We start from the raw sequence: 18,818 nt of genomic DNA, 5'->3' as shown, positions 1-18,818 counted from the left end.
AAACTACAGAACTTCGTACGCGGTAAGCGCGAGGCAACGAACGACAGGAGCGCGAACATGACCGACACGCAGGTCACCTGGCTCACCCAGGATGCATTCGACCGGCTGAAGGAAGAATTGGATCAGCTGATCGCCAATCGCCCGGTCATCGCTGCCGAGATCAACGACCGCCGCGAAGAGGGCGATCTGCGGGAGAACGGCGGCTACCACGCCGCCCGCGAAGAGCAGGGTCAGCAGGAGGCCCGTATCCGTCAGCTGCAGGAGCTGCTGAACAACGCCAAGGTCGGCGAGGCACCCAAGCAGTCCGGTGTGGCGCTGCCCGGCTCGGTCGTCAAGGTCTACTACGACGACGACAAAAACGACACCGAGACCTTCCTGATCGCGACCCGCCAGGAAGGCATCACCGACGGCAAACTCGAGATGTACTCCCCCAACTCGCCGCTGGGCGGGGCCCTGCTGGATGCCAAGGTGGGCGAAACCCGCACCTACACCGTGCCCAACGGCAACACCGTCAAGGTCACGCTGGTGAGCGCAGAGCCTTACCACTCCTAGCGCACGACGCTCGGGGGAAAGCACTACAGTCGGGGAAATGGCGCAAATCGCCGAGGATCTGTTCCTGCTGCTTCTTGACAACGCGTCGGCACAGCCGGCATTGGACAAGCGTCGCCGGGAACGGGTGTTGAGCGCGGCGGTGCTGCTGGATCTGGCCTACGCCTGCCGAATTCGGCCCGCCATGGCCGACGAGCCGATCCAGGCGGGGTTGCTGGTGGCGCTCGCGGGCGATTGGCCACCGGATCCGGTGGCAGATCCGGCTTTTCAGCTGCTGCAGCGACGACCGTTGCCTGCCGCCGCGGCACTGGGCAAGCTACGCAAGCACACTCAGCAGAACCTCGAGCTGCATCTGGAGCGCACCGGTCAGATCCGTCGAGTCCGCTTGCCGGGCAAAGGTTTTCGAACCAGTCCCGCGTACTGCTGGCCGCTCACCGATCGCGAACGGGTGAGTCAGGCTCGGTCGGCGCTGCTGGCGGCCCTGTTCGACGGACAGACTCCGGTGCCCGCCGTCGCGGCAATCGTGTGTCTGTTGCACGCCGTAGACGGCCTGGGCGCGGTGTTGAGCCTCAACGAGCGCGGCTGGCGCTGGGTGCATGCCCGCGCCACCGAAATCTCGACCGGCGGTTGGGTTGACGACGCCGCCACCGCACTGCCCGAGATGAATCTGGCAGTGACGACGTCGGCGTTACGTGCGGCGTTGATGTAGCAGACGTCCCTGCGTTTCCTGCGCGAGCAGACACCTGGGTACCCGGAAGTGCCCGCAATTGGGTACCGGCGCGTCTGCTCGCCGGGTCAGGTGAGTGCCTGCTCGAGGTCGGCCAGCAGGTCGGCGGCGTGCTCGATACCCACCGAGAGCCGCACCAGATCATCGGGTACCTCGAGCTGGGAGCCCGCCGTCGACGCGTGCGTCATCGCGCCCGGGTATTCGATCAGCGACTCCACTCCGCCCAACGATTCGGCGAGAATGAAAATCTCTGTGCGGGAGCACAATTCACGGGCCGCCTGCGCTCCACCCCGCAGCCGCAGCGAGACCATGCCGCCGAAGCCGGTCATCTGTCGCGCCGCGACGTCGTGATTGGGATGGCTCGCCAGACCGGGGTACAGCACCGACTCGACCGCCGGATGCCCGTCGAGGAATTCGGCTATCAGGGCCGCATTTTCACTGTGCTGACGCATCCGCAGCACCATGGTCTTGAGCCCACGCATCGTCAGGTAGGCGTCGAACGGCCCCGGGACCGCACCCGCCCCGTTCTGCAGGAACGCGAATGCGGTGTCGAGTTCCTCATCGTTGGTCAGCAGCGCACCACCGACGACGTCGGAATGGCCACCGATGTACTTGGTGGTGGAATGCAGCACGATGTCGGCGCCGAACAGCAGCGGCTGTTGCAACGCGGGTGAGGCGAAGGTGTTGTCCACCAACACCTTCACACCCGACGACGACGCGATCTGCACGATCGCCGCGATGTCGGCGATGGACAGCAGCGGGTTGGTCGGCGTCTCCACCCAGATCAGCCGGGTGTTCGGCGTCAACGCCGAGCGCACCGCGTCCACATCGCTCAGGGGTACAGGAGTGTGGGTGATGCCCCACTGCGTGAACACCTTGTCGATGAGCCGGAACGTGCCGCCGTAGGCATCATCGGGGATCACCACGTGATCGCCCGGGCGTAGCACCGCGCGCAGCGCACAGTCGGTGGCGGCCATGCCCGAGCTGAATGCCCGGCCGTAGGCGGCCTCCTCCACGGCGGCCAGCGACGCCTCCAGCGCTGAGCGCGTCGGGTTGCCGGTGCGGGCATATTCGAATCCGCCGCGCAGCCCGCCGACGCCGTCCTGGGCGAACGTCGAACTGGCGTAGATCGGGGTGTTGACGGCTCCGGTGCCCGGGTCGGGGCGGTAACCGGCATGGATGGCTTTCGTGGCCAGACCGTGCCACTTGCGCTGTTCACTCATAACCCGTTGAGCCTATCGGGACCCCGCAATGACAGTGCGCCCACGGTGCAGGCCTCTCGGCCTTGTGCACCGCGGGCGCAGCGTCAAACGGGTGTGACTACGGGCTCAGCGGTGCCACCTGGCCGCCGGTGAGGCGACGGTAGGCGTAGACCGTGATGAGTGAGAGCACCGGATAGGCGACCAGGAGGCCGACGCCACAGAGCAGTGCGCCGACAATCGCGAGCGCCACGGTGACCAGCCAGGTCAACGCCACCGGGCCGAAGTTGGCCTTGGCGACGTTGAAGCTCGTGGTGATGCCTTCGATACCGGAGACGTTGCGGTCGAGCACCGCAACGGTGGTGAACATCAACATGATCGCCGCGATGATGCCGGGGACGATGCACAGCACGGTGCCGATACCCACGATGATGCCGGACACGAACGAGGCAATGACGACGTTGCCGACGTTACGTGGTTTGAAGAACGATCCGATCGTCACGGGGGTGCCGTTGGCGATGTCGAGCATGCCGTTGATGTACGCAGACTGAATCACCCCCACGACCACCAGCATCACCAGCCCGCCGATGATGCTGACGACGATCCCGCCGGTTCCCATCGAGTAGCTCGCCGAGTAGTCATAGTCGCCATAGGACGAGCTGTCGACGGTGCCGAACGAACTCGAGATCAGTTGGATGATGCCCTGCAGCACGGCATAGACCAGACCGAACACCAACGTCGGCACAACCAGTTCGGTCGGGTGCTTGGTGAACTTGTTCCACGCCCACGAGAACGCTTCACCGACGCTGTAGGGCGCACCGAAACCGGGGCCGCCTGCCGGTGGATAACCACCCTGCTGCGGATAACCGGCCGGCGGTGGGTAACCACCCTGGGGCGGGTAACCCGGGCCTCCCGGGCCTCCTTGCCCTCCCGGAGGCGGCGGTGGCGGATAGCCAGCACCCTGCGGCGGGGGCGGCGGTGGGTAACCACCCTGCGGCGGTGGTGGATAGCCGCCCGGAGGCGGGGGTGGCGGATAGCCGCCCGGAGGGGGTTGCGGTGGGTAGCCACCACCGGGGGGCGGCGGCGGGTAGTTACCGGGGGGCGGCGGCGGTTGATCAGTCACGACTGTTGGCTCCTCATCTCGGGTGACGACCTCGATATGGCCGTCACGTCCTGCCAGCACCTAGATCCATGGCGAGCGGTATGGCTCAGAGGGCAGATTACGCACTGCGCACCACATTTGACGGGAGCGGCGACAACAATTTCCAGGGTGCGGTGACGGTTGATCGGTCATGGAGGCCTTCCGGTACTGAGTTTGCTGGCCCTGAGCCAGCTCACCATACCTGAGAAGGTGCTGATAGCAGCGGTTCTGACGCGACCTATCGCCGACCGCTTGCGGCCGAGAGAAATCCGAGCAGGTCGTGACGGGTCAACACGCCGACGGGCTTGCCTTCCTCGACCACCATCACCGCGTCGTACTCACGCAACGTCTTGGCCGCGGTGCTGACCAACTCCCCCGCACCGATCAGCGGCAGCGGCGGACTCATGTGCTCCGACACTGCATCGGCCAGCTTCGCCCGGCCCTCGAACACCGCCGACAGCAACACCCGCTCCGACACGCTGCCTGCCACTTCGCCTGCCATCACCGGAGGTTCGGCGCCGACCACCGGCATCTGGGAGACGCCGTACTCGCGCAGGATGCCGATCGCGTCGCGCACGGTTTCCGACGGGTGGGTGTGCACCAGGTCCGGCAGCGCACCAGATTTGCCACGCAGAACATCGCCGACGGTCGGCTGCTCGATCGACCCGTCGAGCGGGGTGCGCAGGAAGCCGTAGGACGACATCCATCCGTCGTTGAAGATCTTCGACAGGTATCCGCGACCGCCGTCGGGCAGCAACACGACCACCACGGCGTCGGGCCCGGCCTTGCGGGCCACTTCGATCGCGGCCACCACGGCCATGCCGCACGATCCGCCGACCAGCAGCGCCTCCTCACGCGCGAGCCGCCGGGTCATGTCGAACGAGTCGGCATCAGAGACCGCGATGATCTCGTCGGGAACCGTCGGGTCGTAGGCCGTTGGCCAGAAATCCTCACCGACCCCTTCCACCAGGTACGGCCGCCCGGTCCCGCCGGAGTACACCGATCCCTCCGGGTCCGCACCGATGATCTGGACCTTCCCGCCGGACACCTCTTTCAGGTACCGCCCGGTGCCCGTGATGGTCCCGCCGGTGCCGACGCCGGCGATGAAATGTGTCACCTTGCCGTCGGTGTCCGCCCAGATCTCCGGCCCGGTCGTCTCATAGTGGCTGGCGGGCCCCATCTGGTTGGAGTACTGGTCTGGTTTCCAGGCGCCCTCGATCTCCTCGGTGAGCCGGTTGGAAACGCTGTAGTAGCTGTCGGGGTGGTCCGGCGGCACCGACGTCGGGCACACCACGACCTCGGCGCCGTACGCGCGCAGCACGTTGCGCTTGTCCTCACTGACCTTGTCGGGGCAGACGAAGACGCACTTGTAGCCGCGCTGCTGCGCCACCAGGGCCAGGCCGACGCCGGTATTGCCGGAGGTCGGTTCGACGATGGTGCCACCCGGCTTGAGCTCGCCGCTGGCCTCGGCGGCGTCGATCATCTTGACCGCGATGCGGTCTTTGGCGCTGCCGCCCGGGTTGAGGTACTCGATCTTGGCCGCAACCAGACCCGCGCCTTCGGGCACAACTGAGTTCAGTTGCACCAGAGGGGTGTTGCCGATGAGCTCACTGACGTGCCTGGCGATGCGCATGTGTCCATCGTGTCAGGCCCTCGTAACACTCACCAGGTGGCCTCACGAATGTAGTCACCGATCTGCCGCAGCGAGCGGTTCGCTTCGGACACCAACGGCGACGCCAGCTGGAAAACATGCATCTGACCTGGCCAAACCCGAACCTCGACCGGCACCCCGGCCGCGGCAAGCATGCGAGCGGCCTTGCGGGCGTCGCTGATGAGCACTTCGGAGCCGGACACATGGATGAGCGTGCGCGGCAGCCCGGGTTCGATGTGATCGAGCGGCTCGTAGACGTCCTCGCCCTTGCGTTGCGCCGCGGCCTCGACGAGTTCGACGAGCGCGTCGAACGCCTTCGCCGGGAACATGGCGTCACGACGGATGTTCGGATGATTGGCGCGTGCGGTGTTGTCGACCTCGAACAGCGGCGACATCGTGACCAGCGCGGCCGGCTCCTCACCCTCATCGAGCAGGCGCTCAGCCAACGCCAACCCTAGGTACCCGCCCGCGGAATCACCCGCCAGCACGATCTGGTCGGGCTCGTAACCGGTCAGCCGCAGCCACTGGTAGGCGTCGTAACAGTCGTCGAGCGCCGTGCCCACCGAGTGCTTCGGCACCATCCGGTAGTCCACGACCAGCACCGGGCTGTCGGCGTACTGGGACAACGCCGTCACGATCCCGGAGTGTGTGTTGGCGCCGCACGCCAGGAACGCACCGCCGTGCAGGTAGAGGATGACGCTGCGCTTGCCGTCGGCCGGGAGCACGCCGGAGGCACGCACCAGCCGCGCCGTGCAGTGCGGTAGTCCGATGGTGGCCCTGATGGTGCCGGGGGCCGGACGCAGGATCCGCGCCGCGAAGTCGACGATCCCGAATGGCCACGGGAGACGGGGGGCGTGGCTACCAATTGCCAGCGTCGGCCTGATTGTCAGCATCGCCGCCAGCGAAGTCAGTCGGCCTGCCAGACTCGGCCCGTCCTCGACCACCTCGACGGGTGCGCCGTCACTGACGGGAAACTTGCGCGCGCGGTGCAATCTAGCTGGGCTTATGCCAGCCCTCGGAGAGCGGGATACCTTGCTCGGTGCGGTCATCGCCACCACTTCCTACGCCGTTGTAGTGCTCGGTGTGCTACGTCACTCAGACAACCCGGGTAACTTAGCTTGCCATCGTTAATAGTTTCAACAATCAAAGAATCTATTTTGATACCGGACTTGATACCGCACCGTGATCGGCGGACCGCGTTGCCACGCAGAGAACACGCGATATCGCACTAATATGTTCAGCGTGGACATTCGTTCGCGTCGCTCGACCATCGCCCTCACGGCCGCGGCAACGCTGGCCTCTACCGGCTCCGCGTATGTGGGAGCGCGCAGCCTGCTCTCCGGGCAGGCTGACCAGGCCCGACGCGTCATCCCGAAATCGTGGGAGATCCCGCCCCGCGCCGACGGCGTCTACGTGCCCGACGGCGGCCCGGTGCAGCGCTGGGAACGCGGTGTCCCGTTCGATCTGCACCTGATGGTGTTCGGCGACTCCACCGCCACCGGCTACGGCTGCCATGACGCGGACGAAGTGCCCGGCGTACTGATCGCCCGCGGCCTGGCCGAACAGTTCGGCCGACGCGTGAGGTTGAGCACCAAGGCAATCGTGGGCGCCACCTCCAAGGGGTTGTCCGGCCAGATCGATGCGATGTTCGTGGCCGGACCACCCCCGGACGCGGCGGTCATCATGATCGGCGCCAACGACATCACCGCGCTCAACGGCATCGGGCCCTCGGCACGCCGACTGGGCCGGGCGGTGAGCCGGTTGCGGGCCAGTGGCGCCGTCGTGGCGGTCGGAACCTGCCCGGATTTCGGCGTGATCACCGCGATCCCGCAGCCGTTACGCCTGGTCGCCCGCACCCGTGGGTTACGCCTCGCCCGCGTGCAGGCCTCCGCCGTCCGCGCGGCCGGGGGCGTTCCAGTGCCGTTCTCCGACCTGCTCGCGCCCGAGTTCTACAAGGCCCCCGAGTTGCTGTTCTCCAAAGACATGTTCCATCCGTCGGCGGCCGGTTATGCGCTCGCCGCCAGTCAGCTGCTTCCTGCTCTGTGTAATGCCTTGGGCGAGTGGGACGGTGATGCGGCACTGGAGTCCGGAGCGGCCGACGGCAGTTCCCTGCTGTCGCGGTTCGGCGACGTGAGCAGGCTGTGGCGGCGCTCGACCGGGGTGCCCGCGCCCATCGTCGTGCACGCCGGTTAAGTTTGCCCTAAGCAACCACTTAGGAGTCGTCATGCCCGAAGCCGTCATCGTCGCCACTGCCCGCTCTCCGATCGGCCGGGCTGTCAAGGGCTCGTTGGCCACCATGCGTCCCGACGACCTGGCCGCGCAGATGGTCAGGGCCGTGCTCGACAAGGTCCCGGCCCTCGATCCGCACGACGTCGTCGACCTCATGATGGGCTGCGCACAGCCCGCAGGCGAGGCGGGTTACAACATCGCCCGCGCGGTCGCCGTCGAGCTCGGCTACGACTTCATGCCCGGCACCACGGTCAACCGCTACTGCTCCTCGTCGCTGCAGACGACCCGGATGGCGTTCCACGCGATCAAGGCCGGCGAGGGCGACGCCTTCATCTCCGCGGGCGTGGAAACGGTGTCGCGCTTCGGTGTCGGCGCTGCCGACGGCGCACCGAACAGCAAGAACGCCCTGTTCGACGAGGCTCAGGCCCGCACCGTCAAGCAGGCCGAAGGTGCCGACTCCTGGACCGACCCCCGCGCGGACGGCAACATCCCCGACGTCTACATCGCGATGGGCCAGACCGCCGAGAACGTCGCGCTGTTCACCGGCATCAGCCGTGAGGACCAGGACCACTGGGGCGTGCGCAGCCAGAACCGCGCAGAAGAAGCCATCAAGAGCGGCTTCTTCGAGCGCGAGATCGTGCCGGTGACCCTGCCCGACGGCACCACCGTGAGCACCGACGACGGGCCGCGCGCGGGCACCACCTACGAGAAGATCAGCCAGCTCAAGCCCGTGTTCCGCCCCAACGGCACCATCACCGCCGGCAACGCGTGCCCGCTCAACGACGGCGCGGCCGCCGTGGTGATCATGAGCGACACCAAGGCCAAGGAGCTCGGACTGACCCCGTTAGCCCGCATCGTGTCCACCGGCGTTTCGGGCCTGTCACCGGAGATCATGGGCCTGGGTCCGATCGAGGCCATCAAGCAGGCACTGGGCAACGCGAAGATGAAGCTGTCCGACATCGACCTCTACGAGATCAACGAGGCGTTCGCGGTGCAGGTGCTGGGCTCGGCCCGCGAGTTGGGCATGGATGTGGACCGGCTGAATGTCTCGGGCGGCGCGATCGCGCTGGGTCACCCGTTCGGCATGACCGGCGCCCGCATCACCGCCACGCTCCTGAACAACCTGCAGACCCATGACAAGACGTTCGGCATCGAGAGCATGTGTGTCGGTGGCGGACAGGGCATGGCGATGGTGGTGGAGCGCCTCTCCTAGTTTGTGGCGTTGACGCTTGTGGCGTTGACGCTGCGGTGAGGGCGCATTCGTGCGAGTAGCGTGCGCCCTCACCGCACAGTCAACGGGGACCGGAGACGGTTCCATTCGCGGTACACCCGGCGGAGGATTCCCGGGCGACGATGACCGGCTGCCACCCTGACCGTCGTCCAGCCGACGTCGGTGATGTACTCATGGCGCACAATGTCGTAACCGAGCTGATCGGCATGCTGCACACCGTCATACTCGACCGCCAGCATGATGTCCTCCCACCCCATATCGAGGTAGTACTTCGGATAGCCGTCGGGTCCGAGTACGGGAATCTGGGTTTGCGGTCGCGGGTATCCCTCATCGATGAGCATCAGGCGCAGTCGCGTCTCTTGCGGCGACTGGCCGCCGGGGTCAAACAGGTCCAACGCGGCCTCGAGCTGCCGCAATCCGCGTGCGCGACGGTGCCTTTCGGCCAGCAGCAGAACGTCATCGGCTTTGAAGCCCGTGGCCCCGGACAGCGCGTCAAGGCAGGCAACTGCAGCTCCGAGTTGCCCCCGACGACCGAGATCGAATGCCGTGCGATCGGGTGTCGTGACAGGCAAACCGTCGATGCGCTGAATCTCCTCCTCGAAGAGCAGGTCGTTTCGGCAGATGATCTGTAGTGGTGGCCGTGGATTGGACCAGATCAACTCGACCGGCATGTCCTCACCGATCCACTTAGCCCCGTGCAGCGACGAGGCAGAGGCACCGCCGGGCTGTGGATGAAACGGTCACTGTGGATAGCTGCCGTCGACGTTGACTCTGCGGTGAGGGCGCATTCGTGCGAGTAGCGTGCGCCCTCACTGCACAGTCAACGTCGATGGCTCAACCCAAATGAAAAAGGCGCCCGCAATCGCGGACGCCTTTCTCGGGGTGGGGCTGCTAGTCGCTGTTGAAGTACGACAGCAGCCGGAGGATCTCGATGTACAGCCACACCAGCGTGACCGTCAGGCCGAGGGCAACGCCCCACGCGGCCTTCTCCGGTGCACCGGCGCGGATCATCTGGTCTGCAGCGTCGAAGTCGATCAGGAAGCTGAATGCCGCCAGGCCGATGCACAGCAGTGAGAAGCCGATGGCGAGCATGCCACCGTCACGCAAGCCGAGGCCCGCCCCGCCGCCGACGCCGAACAGTCCGAGCACCAGGTTGAGCAGCATCAGCGCCAAGACACCGAACATGCCGGCCACGATCATCCGGGTGAACTTCGGCGTGACGCGGATGGCGCCGGTCTTGTAGACGACGAGCATGCCGAAGAACACGCCGAGCGTGCCGACGATCGCCTGGAAGATCATCGCGCCGCCGCCGGTGGACCACATATTGGCGATGACGAATGAGATCGCACCGAGGAACAGGCCCTCCAGCGCGCCGTAGCTCAACACGATGGCCGGATTGTCCTGCTTGCGGCCGAACGTGGCGATCAACACCAGTGCGAGGCCACCGAGGCTGCCGATGAGCGTGAACGGCATCGCCAAGGCCATATTGGCGGAGACCAGGAAGTAGGAAACCACCGCGACGGCCGACAACACCGCCAGCGTGACGCCGGTCTTGGTGACGACGTCGTCGATGGTCATCGGGCGGGAGACGCCCGTCTGCTGCTGTTCCAGGTACTCGTGCGGTTGCGCGTGTACCTGCTGCGCACCGAAGCCGGCGGCTCCGGTACCGAACTGTGCATATCCGCCCTGATTCTTGGGCAGACTCCGGAATACCGGGTTGCTTGATTCGCGCACCGTCGGGTCCTTTCCTGTGCTGGTTCTACTACGAACTACTCGGTCAACGTTCTTGGATGGGGGCAGGTTCCCGGTTTGCCAAAAAACATTCCCAGGAAACGTCCAGGTTCGATCTTGAGGCAAACCCTACCCGTCGCGCGCCGCTGTGGGGTACCGAACTAGATTGCAGTTCGTGGCAGAAAACGAGGACGTCCTAGTAAGTGTGCGGAACGGCGTCGGCATCCTCACCCTGAACCGGCCAAAGGCCATCAACTCGCTCACCGAGCCGATGGTCACGGCCCTCTCAGCCGCGCTGCGCGGGTGGGAGCACGACGAGTCGGTGCACACCGTGCTTCTCACCGGCGCCGGTGAACGAGGGTTGTGCGCAGGCGGCGACGTGGTGGCGATCTATCACAGTGCGAAGGCAGGCGGGGCCGACGCGCGTCGGTTCTGGCACGACGAATATCTGCTCAATGCCTACATCGGCCGCTATCCGAAACCGTATGTCGCACTGATGGATGGCATCGTGATGGGCGGTGGCGTCGGAGTCGCCGGGCACGGCAGCGCTCGCGTGGTCACCGACACCACGAAGATGGCGATGCCCGAGGTCGGCATCGGGTTCATCCCCGACGTCGGCGGCACCTACCTGTTGTCCCGGGCCCCAGGCGGATCGGGCCTGCACGCCGCGCTCACCGGTGCGCCGTTCACCGGCGCCGACGCGATCGCGATGGGCTTCGCCGACCACTACGTGCCGCATGCCGCGCTCACCGACTTCACCGAAGCGGTCGTCAACGATGGCGTGGACGCGGCCCTGACCGCCCACGCCATCGAGCCACCGGCCAGCGAACTACTGGCCCAACGGGACTGGATCGACAGCTGCTATGCCGGGGACACCGTCGCCGACATCATGGCCTCATTGCAGGGTCACGCCGCCGGCACCGCCGCGGTCGACGCAGCCGACCTGATCGCCACCCGTTCCCCGGTCTCCGTGGCGGTGACACTCGAAGCGGTGCGCCGCGCGGCGAAGTTGGAGACGCTTGAGGACGTGCTGCGTCAGGAATACCGCACCTCGTCGGCGTCCCTGCGGTCCCATGATCTCGTCGAGGGCATCCGTGCGCAGCTCGTCGACAAGGACCGCAACCCGCAATGGTCCCCGGCCTCGATCGCGGCAGTGACCCAGGCTGACGTCGACGCGTATTTCGTTCCCGCCGACCCCGATCTGATGTTTCAGGAGGACAACCGATGAGCAACTTCGAGACGATCCTGGTGACCCACACCGACCGCGTCGCTACCATCACCCTGAACCGACCCAAGGCACTCAACGCCCTCAACAGCCAGGTGATGACCGAAGTCACCACGGCCGCAGCGGAACTCGACAAGGATTCGGGCGTCGGGGCGATCATCGTCACCGGCAACGAGAAGGCGTTCGCCGCCGGTGCGGACATCAAGGAGATGGCTGAACTGTCGTTCGCCGACGTCTACTCGGCCGACTTCTTCGAACTGTGGTCGAAGTTCGCCGCCACCCGCACCCCCACCATCGCCGCGGTCGCCGGGTACGCCCTGGGCGGCGGCTGCGAGCTCGCGATGATGTGCGACATCCTGATCGCCGCGGACACCGCCAAATTCGGCCAGCCCGAGATCAAGCTCGGTGTGCTGCCCGGCATGGGCGGGTCCCAGCGGCTGACCCGCGCCATCGGTAAGGCCAAGGCCATGGATCTCATCCTGACCGGCCGCACCATCGACGCAGCCGAAGCCGAACGTGCCGGGCTGGTCTCGCGGATCGTGCCCGCCGATTCCCTCATCGACGAATCCCTCGCCGTCGCGGAGACCATCGCAGGCATGTCGCTGTCCGCATCGCGGATGGCCAAGGAAGCGGTCAACCGCGCGTTCGAGTCGACTCTCACCGAGGGGCTGCTCTACGAGCGCAGGCTGTTTCACTCGGCGTTCGCGACCGCGGACCAGAAGGAAGGCATGGCCGCCTTCACCGAGAAGCGCGCCGCGAACTTCACCCATCGCTAAAGTGCTGGGGTGACCGACGCCCCGGAAGACACTGCAGACACCGCGGACGCCGCCGGGGGCACCACCGACGCACCCGTCGAGCAGGCACCCGTCAAACCCGCGTGGTGGGTGCGGCATTACACGTTCTTCGGGACGGCCGTGGGTCTGGTGTTCCTGTGGTCCTCGATGACGCCGTCACTGCTGCCGCGCGGTCCCCTGTTCCAGGGCCTGGTCAGCGGCGGCGCCGGCGCGGTCGGCTACGGCCTCGGCGTATTCGGGGTGTGGTTGGTGCGCTACATGCGCTCGGTGGACACCAGCCCCAAGGCCCCGCGATGGGCATGGCTGACGCTGGTGGTGGTCGGCATCGTCGGGCAGATCCTGATGATCATCTACTTCCACGTCTGGCAGGACGACATCCGCGATCTCATGGGTGTGCCCAGGCTCGAATTCTGGGACCACCCACTGACCGCCGTGCTGTCGATCGTGGTGCTGTTCTTCTTCGTCGAGATCGGTCAGCTGATCGGAAGACTCGTGCATTTCCTCGATCTGCGGTTCGATCGCTTTCTCCCGCCCCGCGTTTCGGCGGTGGTCGTGGTGGCACTGCTGTTGGCATTGAGCGTTGCACTGCTCAACGGCGTGGTGGCCCGGGTCGCCATGGACACCATCAACAAGACGTTCGCCGCGGTCAACGACGAGACCGATCCGGACTTCCCGGCTCCGATGTCCCCGTTGCGTTCGGGCGGCCCGCAGTCGTTGACGGACTGGGAGTCACTCGGCCACCAGGGCCGGGTGTTCGTCTCGGCGGGCCCGAGCGTCGAGCAACTCACGAGGTTCAACGGCAGACCCGCGGTGGAACCGATCCGCGCCTACGCCGGGCTGCATTCCGCAGACGGCATCAGGGCAACCGCCGCGCTCGCGGCCAGGGAGCTGCTGCGCACGGGCGGTCTGGACCGCCAGGTGATCGCGGTGGCCACCACCACCGGCACCGGCTGGATCAACGAGGCCGAGGCTTCGGCGCTGGAGTACATGTACAACGGCGACACTGCGATCGTGTCGATGCAGTACTCGTTCCTGCCGAGTTGGCTGTCATTCCTGGTGGACCAGGAGAACGCCAGGGAGGCGGGCCAGGTGTTGTTCGAGGCCATCGACGCGCTGGTGCGGGAACTGCCCGAAGATCGCCGACCCAAGCTGGTGGTGTTCGGCGAAAGCCTCGGGTCCTTCGGCGGCGAGGCACCGTTCCTGGCGCTGAACAATCTCGTCGCCCGCACCGACGGCGCCCTGTTCTCCGGACCCACGTTCAAGAACACGATCTGGACCGACCTGACCCGTAATCGCGACGCGGGTTCACCCGAATGGTTGCCGATCTACGACAAGGGCGAGAACGCCCGGTTCGTCGCGCGGCCCGAGAATCTGAACCGGCCCGACCAACCGTGGGACGACCCACGAGTGGTGTACCTGCAACACGCTTCCGACCCGATTTCGTGGTGGACGCCGGATCTACTGTTCGCCAAGCCGGACTGGCTGAAAGAACCGCGGGGCGGCGACGTGTCGCCGCGGATGGAGTGGATCCCGGTGGTCACGTTCTTGCAGGTGTCGGCCGATATGGCGGTGGCGGTAGACGTTCCCGACGGGCACGGCCACGTGTATGTCAAGGATGTCGCCAATGCGTGGGCGGCGATCATGCAACCGCCCGGGTGGACACCGGAGAAGACCGAAAAGCTGCGCCCGCTGTTGTCCAACAACGAGAACGCTTGAGCCCCTGCGGCTCTGGGCGTCACCTCTGGGGTCACATCGGTCACAGCAGTTCCGGCTCCACGCGGGTGTGTCGACCCGCCCGCCTAATAGCGACAAAGTCGCTGAAAACGCCACAGCAGGCACATGGCCCACGTCAACCCCAACCGGGAAATCACACTGGACACCTCAGTCAGCTCGGCCACATATGCCACAGATTTTGACCTGCCCGCTTAATAGCGACAAAGTCGCTAATAGGCGGGCAGCCAAAATCGCGTTACTACAGGTGCCACCGTGTCGACAGTGGCACCTGTGACCAGCGGCCAGGTGCTGCAGCTACCAGTGGTGCCCACGGGGCGATTTCAGCGACAAAGTCGCTAATAGGCGGGCCGGGCAACACCCATTCGCGCCGGGCGACACGCCAGGCCAAAGGACACGCCAGCGAAAAGGGTTGTTACAGGTGCCCGTTCGCAACCAGCGCGTGGTACCCGCCGACGACGTCGGTCGCCCGGTGCAGGCCCAGATCGCGTAGTGCGGCAGCGGCCAGGCTGGAGGTGTAACCCTCCGAGCACAGGATCACCCAGTACACATCGTCGTCGACGGCCTGCGGCAGCCGTGCGTCACTGGTGGGATCGCACCGCCACTCAAGGACATTGCGTTCGATGACCAGCGCGCCGGGCACCTCCCCTTCGGCAGCGCGCTGCGCGGCCGGGCGGATGTCGACCAGCACCGCTCCCCCGGCCAGCGCGTCGGACACGTCTGCGGCGGGCAGGCGATCCAACCGAGCGCGGGCGGCCGCCAGGACGGCATCGATACGGCTCATGGTCATCCCTCCGGAGCGTCGGTGAGTTCAGTGCGGTTGCGGCGCAAGGTGTTCTGCGAAGTCACCTCGTAGTACGACATCGCGGTCAGCGGCGGCGAATAGGCGTGCACGCTCAGCGTCGGCTCGACCACCGGACCCGAAGCCCGTACCACGTCGTGCACCCAGCCCAGTGGAAATGCCGCCTGGCTGCCTGCGCCGATCCGCCGGCGCTTCAACGCGCCACCGTCCCAGCGGGTTTCGGTCAGAGCCCCCGACACCACGGTCAGCGCACCGAGTGATCCGCCGTGATCGTGCAGTTCGGTGGAGCGGTCAGGGACCCAGCTGATCAGCCAGACGTCGAGTTCGTCGTTACCTTCGAGCCGGGTGTACCAGCGTTCGTCCTGCGGTAGTCCCCGCAGCAGTCGGTCGTAGCGGCCGGACAGGGCGTCGTCAGCGACGCGGTCGGTGGTGTGGAGCAGGTCGGGCACCCGCAGCCGGGTTGGCGCGGACACGGCGGGCACAGGGGTGGACGCAAGGGTCGACAGCATGAGAGAACTCCAGAAATGACGGATGGATATGAGAGGTCGGTCGGCGCTCTACCGAGCCCGACAACACTCCTGATATCCGGTCCCTACCGTCATGGCGGCCAGTGTTGCATAGATTGGCGACATGCGCAGTTACACGTGGGCCGCTCAGCTGTCAGTCGGAGCCATCGCAGTAGCCGGTATGAGCCTGCTGGCCGGGTGCGGTTCGGAGTCCGGTTCGGATCAATCCGCCGAGTCGTCGCCGGCATCGTCGTCGGTGTCCACGACCACGACTTCGGCCACCGGATCCGAGACTCCGACCGCGGAACCAGGGCAGGTCGGCGTGTCACCGGGCGGGGTGACCACCGCGGTCGGCGCCGACGCCCAGTCCACCGAGGACGAGTATTTCCAGGCCTGCCATGCCGCGAGGGTGTGGATGGACGAGAAGGGCGGCGATTCCAAGGCCCAGATCGAGCCGTATCTGGGCAGCCTGCAGGCTCCGGACGCGGTCCCCGGCCCCGGCACCTACAACAAGGCCTGGGCCGAGCTCGAACCGGCCCGTCAGGCCGCGGTCATCGTCGCGGTCCGGGCGGCCGCCGACCAACTGTGCAGTTAGTTCGAATCATCTTGCGTTAATCCACCCCGGCAGTGGTACACCGACACCATGTCCACTTCACCGAACAGCGCGGCACCGGACCGGCCCTGGAGGCGGCCGGGCGCCGCCCGCTATGCGCTGGCACGGCTGCGTGGGTTCCCGCGGCCACCGGTCGAGGTCTATGAACCCGCGCCCGGTTCCGTGGTGGTCGACCACGATGTGGCGGTCCCGACCCGGGACGGCACGGTGCTGCGCGTCAACGTCCATCTGCCCGGCGACGGCGGGGTGTTCCCGGTGTTGCTCTGCGCCCACCCCTACGGCAAGGACAACCTCCCGACGAAGCGCAGGCGGGGCTACTCGGTGCCGATCCAGTACCACCTGCTGCGCCAGCCGGCACCCGTCCGGTTCTCCACGCTGACCGGTTGGGAAGCGCCCGATCCGGCGTGGTGGACAGCGCAGGGGTTCGCTGTGGTGAACTGCGATCTGCGCGGTGCCGGAACCTCCGACGGAGCGTGTGACCTGCTCTCCGACCAGGAGGGCGAGGACGTCTACGACCTCGTCGAGTGGGCGGCGGCACAGCCGTGGAGCACCGGGGCCGTCGGCATGATCGGGGTGTCGTATCTGGCGATCTCACAGTGGAAGGCGGCGGCACTGCGCCCGCCGCACCTCAAGGCGATCGTGCCATGGGAAGGTTTCACCGACGCCTACCGCGACCTGTTCCGCCCCGGCGGCATCGAGGAGGTCGGCTTCGTCAAGATCTGGAGCCGCCTGCTACAGCGTTCCGCACGCATCAAATACCAACCGGGCAAAGAGAACTCGAAACGCCCCCGGTACGAAGACTGGTGGCGTTCGCGCGTTCCGGAGCTGGAAGGCATCGAGGTTCCCGCTTTGATCTGCGGCAGCTTCTCCGACAACAACCTGCACAGCAGAGGCTCGATCCGCGGCTTCGAGCAGATCGCATCCGGCGATCGCCACCTCTACACGCACCGCGCAGGAAAGTGGGCGAACTTCTATTCCCCCACGGCGCGTCAAACCCAGTTGGCGTTCCTCGACCGCCACCTGCGCGGAGGCGACGCTGCCCTGCCGCGGGTGCGGCTGGAGGTCCGCGCGAGTCGCGACGAGATCGTTGCGGTTCGCGACGAAACCAGCTGGCCGTTGGAGTCCACGCAATGGACACCGCTGCATCTGGGCGCAGGCGGTTTGTCTACGTCGGCAGCCCACGAGCCGGGTGCAATTTCGTTCGACACCCGTTCCGGTGGAGTGTGTTTCGGGTGGACGCTGCCCGCTGATACCGAGATCACCGGACCCATGGCGCTGCGCTTGTTCATCGAGATGGACGGCGCAGACGACGTGGACCTGTTCGTCGGCGTGGAGAAATGGCGCGGGTCCAAGTACGTGCCGTTCGAAGGCTCCTACGGATTCGGCCGCGACCGGATCACCACGGGGTGGTTACGGGCGTCGCTGCGGGCGCTGGACCTGGAACGGTCCCGGCCGTTCGACCCCGTGCCGGCCTACACCACACCGGCCCCGCTGCACGCCGGTGAGGTTGTGCCGGTTGATATTCCGCTGGGGCCCTCGGCAACGCTGTTCCGCGCCGGTGAGCAGCTGCGACTGGTGGTGGCCTGCCGCTGGCTGTGGCCACGCAACCCGCTGACCGGACAATTCCCGGCGGGCTACCGGCGCGGCCCCCGCGGCACCTGCACCCTGCACTGGGGGCCCGATCGGGACGCCCATCTGCTCGTACCTGTCATCCCGCGCAGGGCGCACAATAGACAGCATGGCTGACACCCGCGTTGCGCTTGCCCTGGGCAGCGGCGGTGCTCGCGGATACGCCCACATCGGTGTCATCAACGAACTCTGTGAGCGCGGCTACGACATCGTGGGGGTGTCGGGGTCCTCGATGGGCGCGCTGGTCGGCGGCCTGCACGCCGCCGGGAAGCTGGACGACTTCGCCGACTGGGCAAGGACGTTGACGCAGCGGGCGGTGCTGCGGCTGCTGGACCCGTCCATCAGCGCCGCCGGGATCCTGCGGGCGGGCAAGATCCTCGACGCGGTACGCGACATCCTCGGCGAGGTCACCATCGAGGACCTGGCCATCCCCTACACCGCGGTGGCCACAGACCTGATCACGGGCCGGTCGGTGTGGCTCCAACGCGGACCGGTCGACGCCGCGATCCGGGCGTCGATCGCGATCCCCGGGGTGATCGCGCCGCATGTGCTCGACGGCAGGCTGCTCGGCGACGGCGGCATCCTCGACCCATTGCCGATGGCACCGATCGCTGCGGTCAACGCCGACCTGACCATCGCGGTGAGCCTGTCCGGCAGTGAGGCCGGCGGGGTTGAGCCCGAACCCGAGACCTCGGAGGCACGGCCCACCACCGAATGGCTCAACCGGATGTTGCGCAGCACGACAGCGCTGCTGGACACCGTGGTGCCGAGCCGCTCCGGCGTGGTCACCGATTCTGAGGATCAGCCCGTGGATGAAGTACCGGATCCCGGTGAGCTCGTGGAGGATCCGGTCGCGGTGCCCAGGCTCGGCAGCTTCGAGGTGATGAACCGGACCATCGACATCGCCCAGGCCGCGCTGGCCCGCCACATGCTGGCGGCCTATCCACCCGACCTGCTGATCGAAGTGCCGCGCACGGTGTGCCGCAGCCTCGATTTTCACCGCGCTGCCGAGGTCATCGCCGTCGGGCAGCAACTCGCCGCGAAGGCGCTGGACGGCTGA

At 66.5% G+C, this 18,818-nt stretch carries 18 protein-coding genes; 10 read left to right on the top strand and 8 right to left on the bottom strand.

Annotated elements, in window-relative coordinates; genetic code table 11:
- The first annotated feature begins 57 nt into the window (after positions 1 to 57).
- Together greA and M1247_RS04675 are read left to right on the top strand one after the other, a co-directional pair.
- The gene (greA, locus tag M1247_RS04680; protein ID WP_317155117.1) at positions 58 to 552 is read left to right on the top strand and encodes a transcription elongation factor GreA; all 495 of its coding nucleotides are present in this window, start codon (positions 58 to 60) and stop codon (positions 550 to 552) included.
- Positions 553 to 589: 37 nt separating this feature from the next.
- A complete protein-coding gene (locus M1247_RS04675; RefSeq protein WP_317155116.1) occupies positions 590 to 1,258 on the top strand; it encodes a GOLPH3/VPS74 family protein in 669 nt (222 codons plus the stop codon).
- Between the two features lie 86 nt (positions 1,259 to 1,344).
- Here the strand turns inward: M1247_RS04675 and M1247_RS04670 are convergent, their stop codons facing one another.
- The 4 genes from M1247_RS04670 to M1247_RS04655 form a co-directional block, all read right to left on the bottom strand.
- Positions 1,345 to 2,499, bottom strand: a complete 1,155-nt coding sequence (locus M1247_RS04670) for a cystathionine gamma-synthase (RefSeq protein WP_317155115.1) — start codon at positions 2,497 to 2,499, stop codon at positions 1,345 to 1,347.
- A 97-nt stretch (positions 2,500 to 2,596) separates the two neighbouring features.
- The gene (locus M1247_RS04665) at positions 2,597 to 3,598 is read right to left on the bottom strand and encodes a DUF2189 domain-containing protein (protein WP_317155114.1); all 1,002 of its coding nucleotides are present in this window, start codon (positions 3,596 to 3,598) and stop codon (positions 2,597 to 2,599) included.
- 256 nt (positions 3,599 to 3,854) lie between these two features.
- Positions 3,855 to 5,249 carry a cystathionine beta-synthase gene (locus M1247_RS04660; RefSeq protein WP_317155113.1) on the bottom strand — a complete coding sequence of 465 codons (1,395 nt, stop codon included), beginning with the start codon at positions 5,247 to 5,249 and terminating at the stop codon, positions 3,855 to 3,857.
- 29 nt (positions 5,250 to 5,278) lie between these two features.
- The gene (locus tag M1247_RS04655) at positions 5,279 to 6,316 is read right to left on the bottom strand and encodes an alpha/beta hydrolase (RefSeq protein WP_317155112.1); all 1,038 of its coding nucleotides are present in this window, start codon (positions 6,314 to 6,316) and stop codon (positions 5,279 to 5,281) included.
- Positions 6,317 to 6,509: 193 nt separating this feature from the next.
- On the opposite strand from M1247_RS04655, the gene M1247_RS04650 reads away from it, so the two are divergent.
- Both M1247_RS04650 and M1247_RS04645 read left to right on the top strand, forming a co-directional pair.
- Entirely contained in the window at positions 6,510 to 7,460 is a 951-nt protein-coding gene (locus tag M1247_RS04650) for an SGNH/GDSL hydrolase family protein (RefSeq protein WP_317155111.1), read from the top strand.
- A 31-nt stretch (positions 7,461 to 7,491) separates the two neighbouring features.
- The gene (locus tag M1247_RS04645; protein WP_317155110.1) at positions 7,492 to 8,709 is read left to right on the top strand and encodes an acetyl-CoA C-acetyltransferase; all 1,218 of its coding nucleotides are present in this window, start codon (positions 7,492 to 7,494) and stop codon (positions 8,707 to 8,709) included.
- Between the two features lie 68 nt (positions 8,710 to 8,777).
- On the opposite strand, the gene M1247_RS04640 is transcribed toward M1247_RS04645, so the two are convergent.
- Complete coding sequence (locus M1247_RS04640) at positions 8,778 to 9,398, bottom strand: DUF559 domain-containing protein (protein ID WP_317155109.1); 621 nt, start codon at positions 9,396 to 9,398, stop codon at positions 8,778 to 8,780.
- Between the two features lie 220 nt (positions 9,399 to 9,618).
- A complete protein-coding gene (locus M1247_RS04635) occupies positions 9,619 to 10,461 on the bottom strand; it encodes a Bax inhibitor-1/YccA family protein (RefSeq protein ID WP_317155108.1) in 843 nt (280 codons plus the stop codon).
- 172 nt (positions 10,462 to 10,633) lie between these two features.
- Between M1247_RS04635 and M1247_RS04630 the strand changes: the two genes are divergently transcribed.
- Genes M1247_RS04630 through M1247_RS04620 form a run of 3 tightly spaced genes read left to right on the top strand, consistent with a single transcriptional unit; the run spans position 10,634 to position 14,193 of the window.
- Positions 10,634 to 11,686, top strand: coding sequence for an enoyl-CoA hydratase/isomerase family protein (locus tag M1247_RS04630; protein ID WP_317155107.1), 1,053 nt, complete (start codon positions 10,634 to 10,636; stop codon positions 11,684 to 11,686).
- The gene (locus M1247_RS04625; protein ID WP_317155106.1) at positions 11,683 to 12,459 is read left to right on the top strand and encodes an enoyl-CoA hydratase; all 777 of its coding nucleotides are present in this window, start codon (positions 11,683 to 11,685) and stop codon (positions 12,457 to 12,459) included. The genes M1247_RS04630 and M1247_RS04625 overlap by 4 nt, the downstream gene beginning before the upstream one ends.
- A gap of 9 nt (positions 12,460 to 12,468) precedes the next feature.
- Entirely contained in the window at positions 12,469 to 14,193 is a 1,725-nt protein-coding gene (locus M1247_RS04620; RefSeq protein ID WP_317155105.1) for an alpha/beta hydrolase, read from the top strand.
- A gap of 430 nt (positions 14,194 to 14,623) precedes the next feature.
- On the opposite strand, the gene M1247_RS04615 is transcribed toward M1247_RS04620, so the two are convergent.
- Complete coding sequence (locus M1247_RS04615) at positions 14,624 to 14,992, bottom strand: rhodanese-like domain-containing protein (protein ID WP_317155104.1); 369 nt, start codon at positions 14,990 to 14,992, stop codon at positions 14,624 to 14,626.
- 2 nt (positions 14,993 to 14,994) lie between these two features.
- Entirely contained in the window at positions 14,995 to 15,519 is a 525-nt protein-coding gene (locus M1247_RS04610; protein ID WP_317155103.1) for a cysteine dioxygenase, read from the bottom strand.
- Between the two features lie 121 nt (positions 15,520 to 15,640).
- On the opposite strand from M1247_RS04610, the gene lpqV reads away from it, so the two are divergent.
- The 3 genes from lpqV to M1247_RS04595 are packed head-to-tail and all read left to right on the top strand — an operon-like array spanning position 15,641 to position 18,818.
- Positions 15,641 to 16,111: a lipoprotein LpqV gene (gene lpqV / locus M1247_RS04605; protein ID WP_317155102.1), complete on the top strand. Its 471-nt coding sequence runs from the start codon at positions 15,641 to 15,643 to the stop codon at positions 16,109 to 16,111.
- 48 nt (positions 16,112 to 16,159) lie between these two features.
- Positions 16,160 to 17,875 (top strand): CocE/NonD family hydrolase, encoded by a 1,716-nt coding sequence (locus M1247_RS04600; RefSeq protein ID WP_317155101.1) that lies wholly within the window; start codon positions 16,160 to 16,162, stop codon positions 17,873 to 17,875.
- Complete coding sequence (locus M1247_RS04595) at positions 17,868 to 18,818, top strand: patatin-like phospholipase family protein (protein WP_317155100.1); 951 nt, start codon at positions 17,868 to 17,870, stop codon at positions 18,816 to 18,818. The genes M1247_RS04600 and M1247_RS04595 overlap by 8 nt, the downstream gene beginning before the upstream one ends.

The sequence above is a fragment of the Mycobacterium appelbergii genome (genome assembly GCF_032883035.1).
Taxonomy (GTDB): domain Bacteria; phylum Actinomycetota; class Actinomycetes; order Mycobacteriales; family Mycobacteriaceae; genus Mycobacterium; species Mycobacterium appelbergii.
The sequence above is the reverse complement of the archived record's forward strand: the minus strand, read 5'-3'. Positions and strand labels throughout refer to the sequence as shown.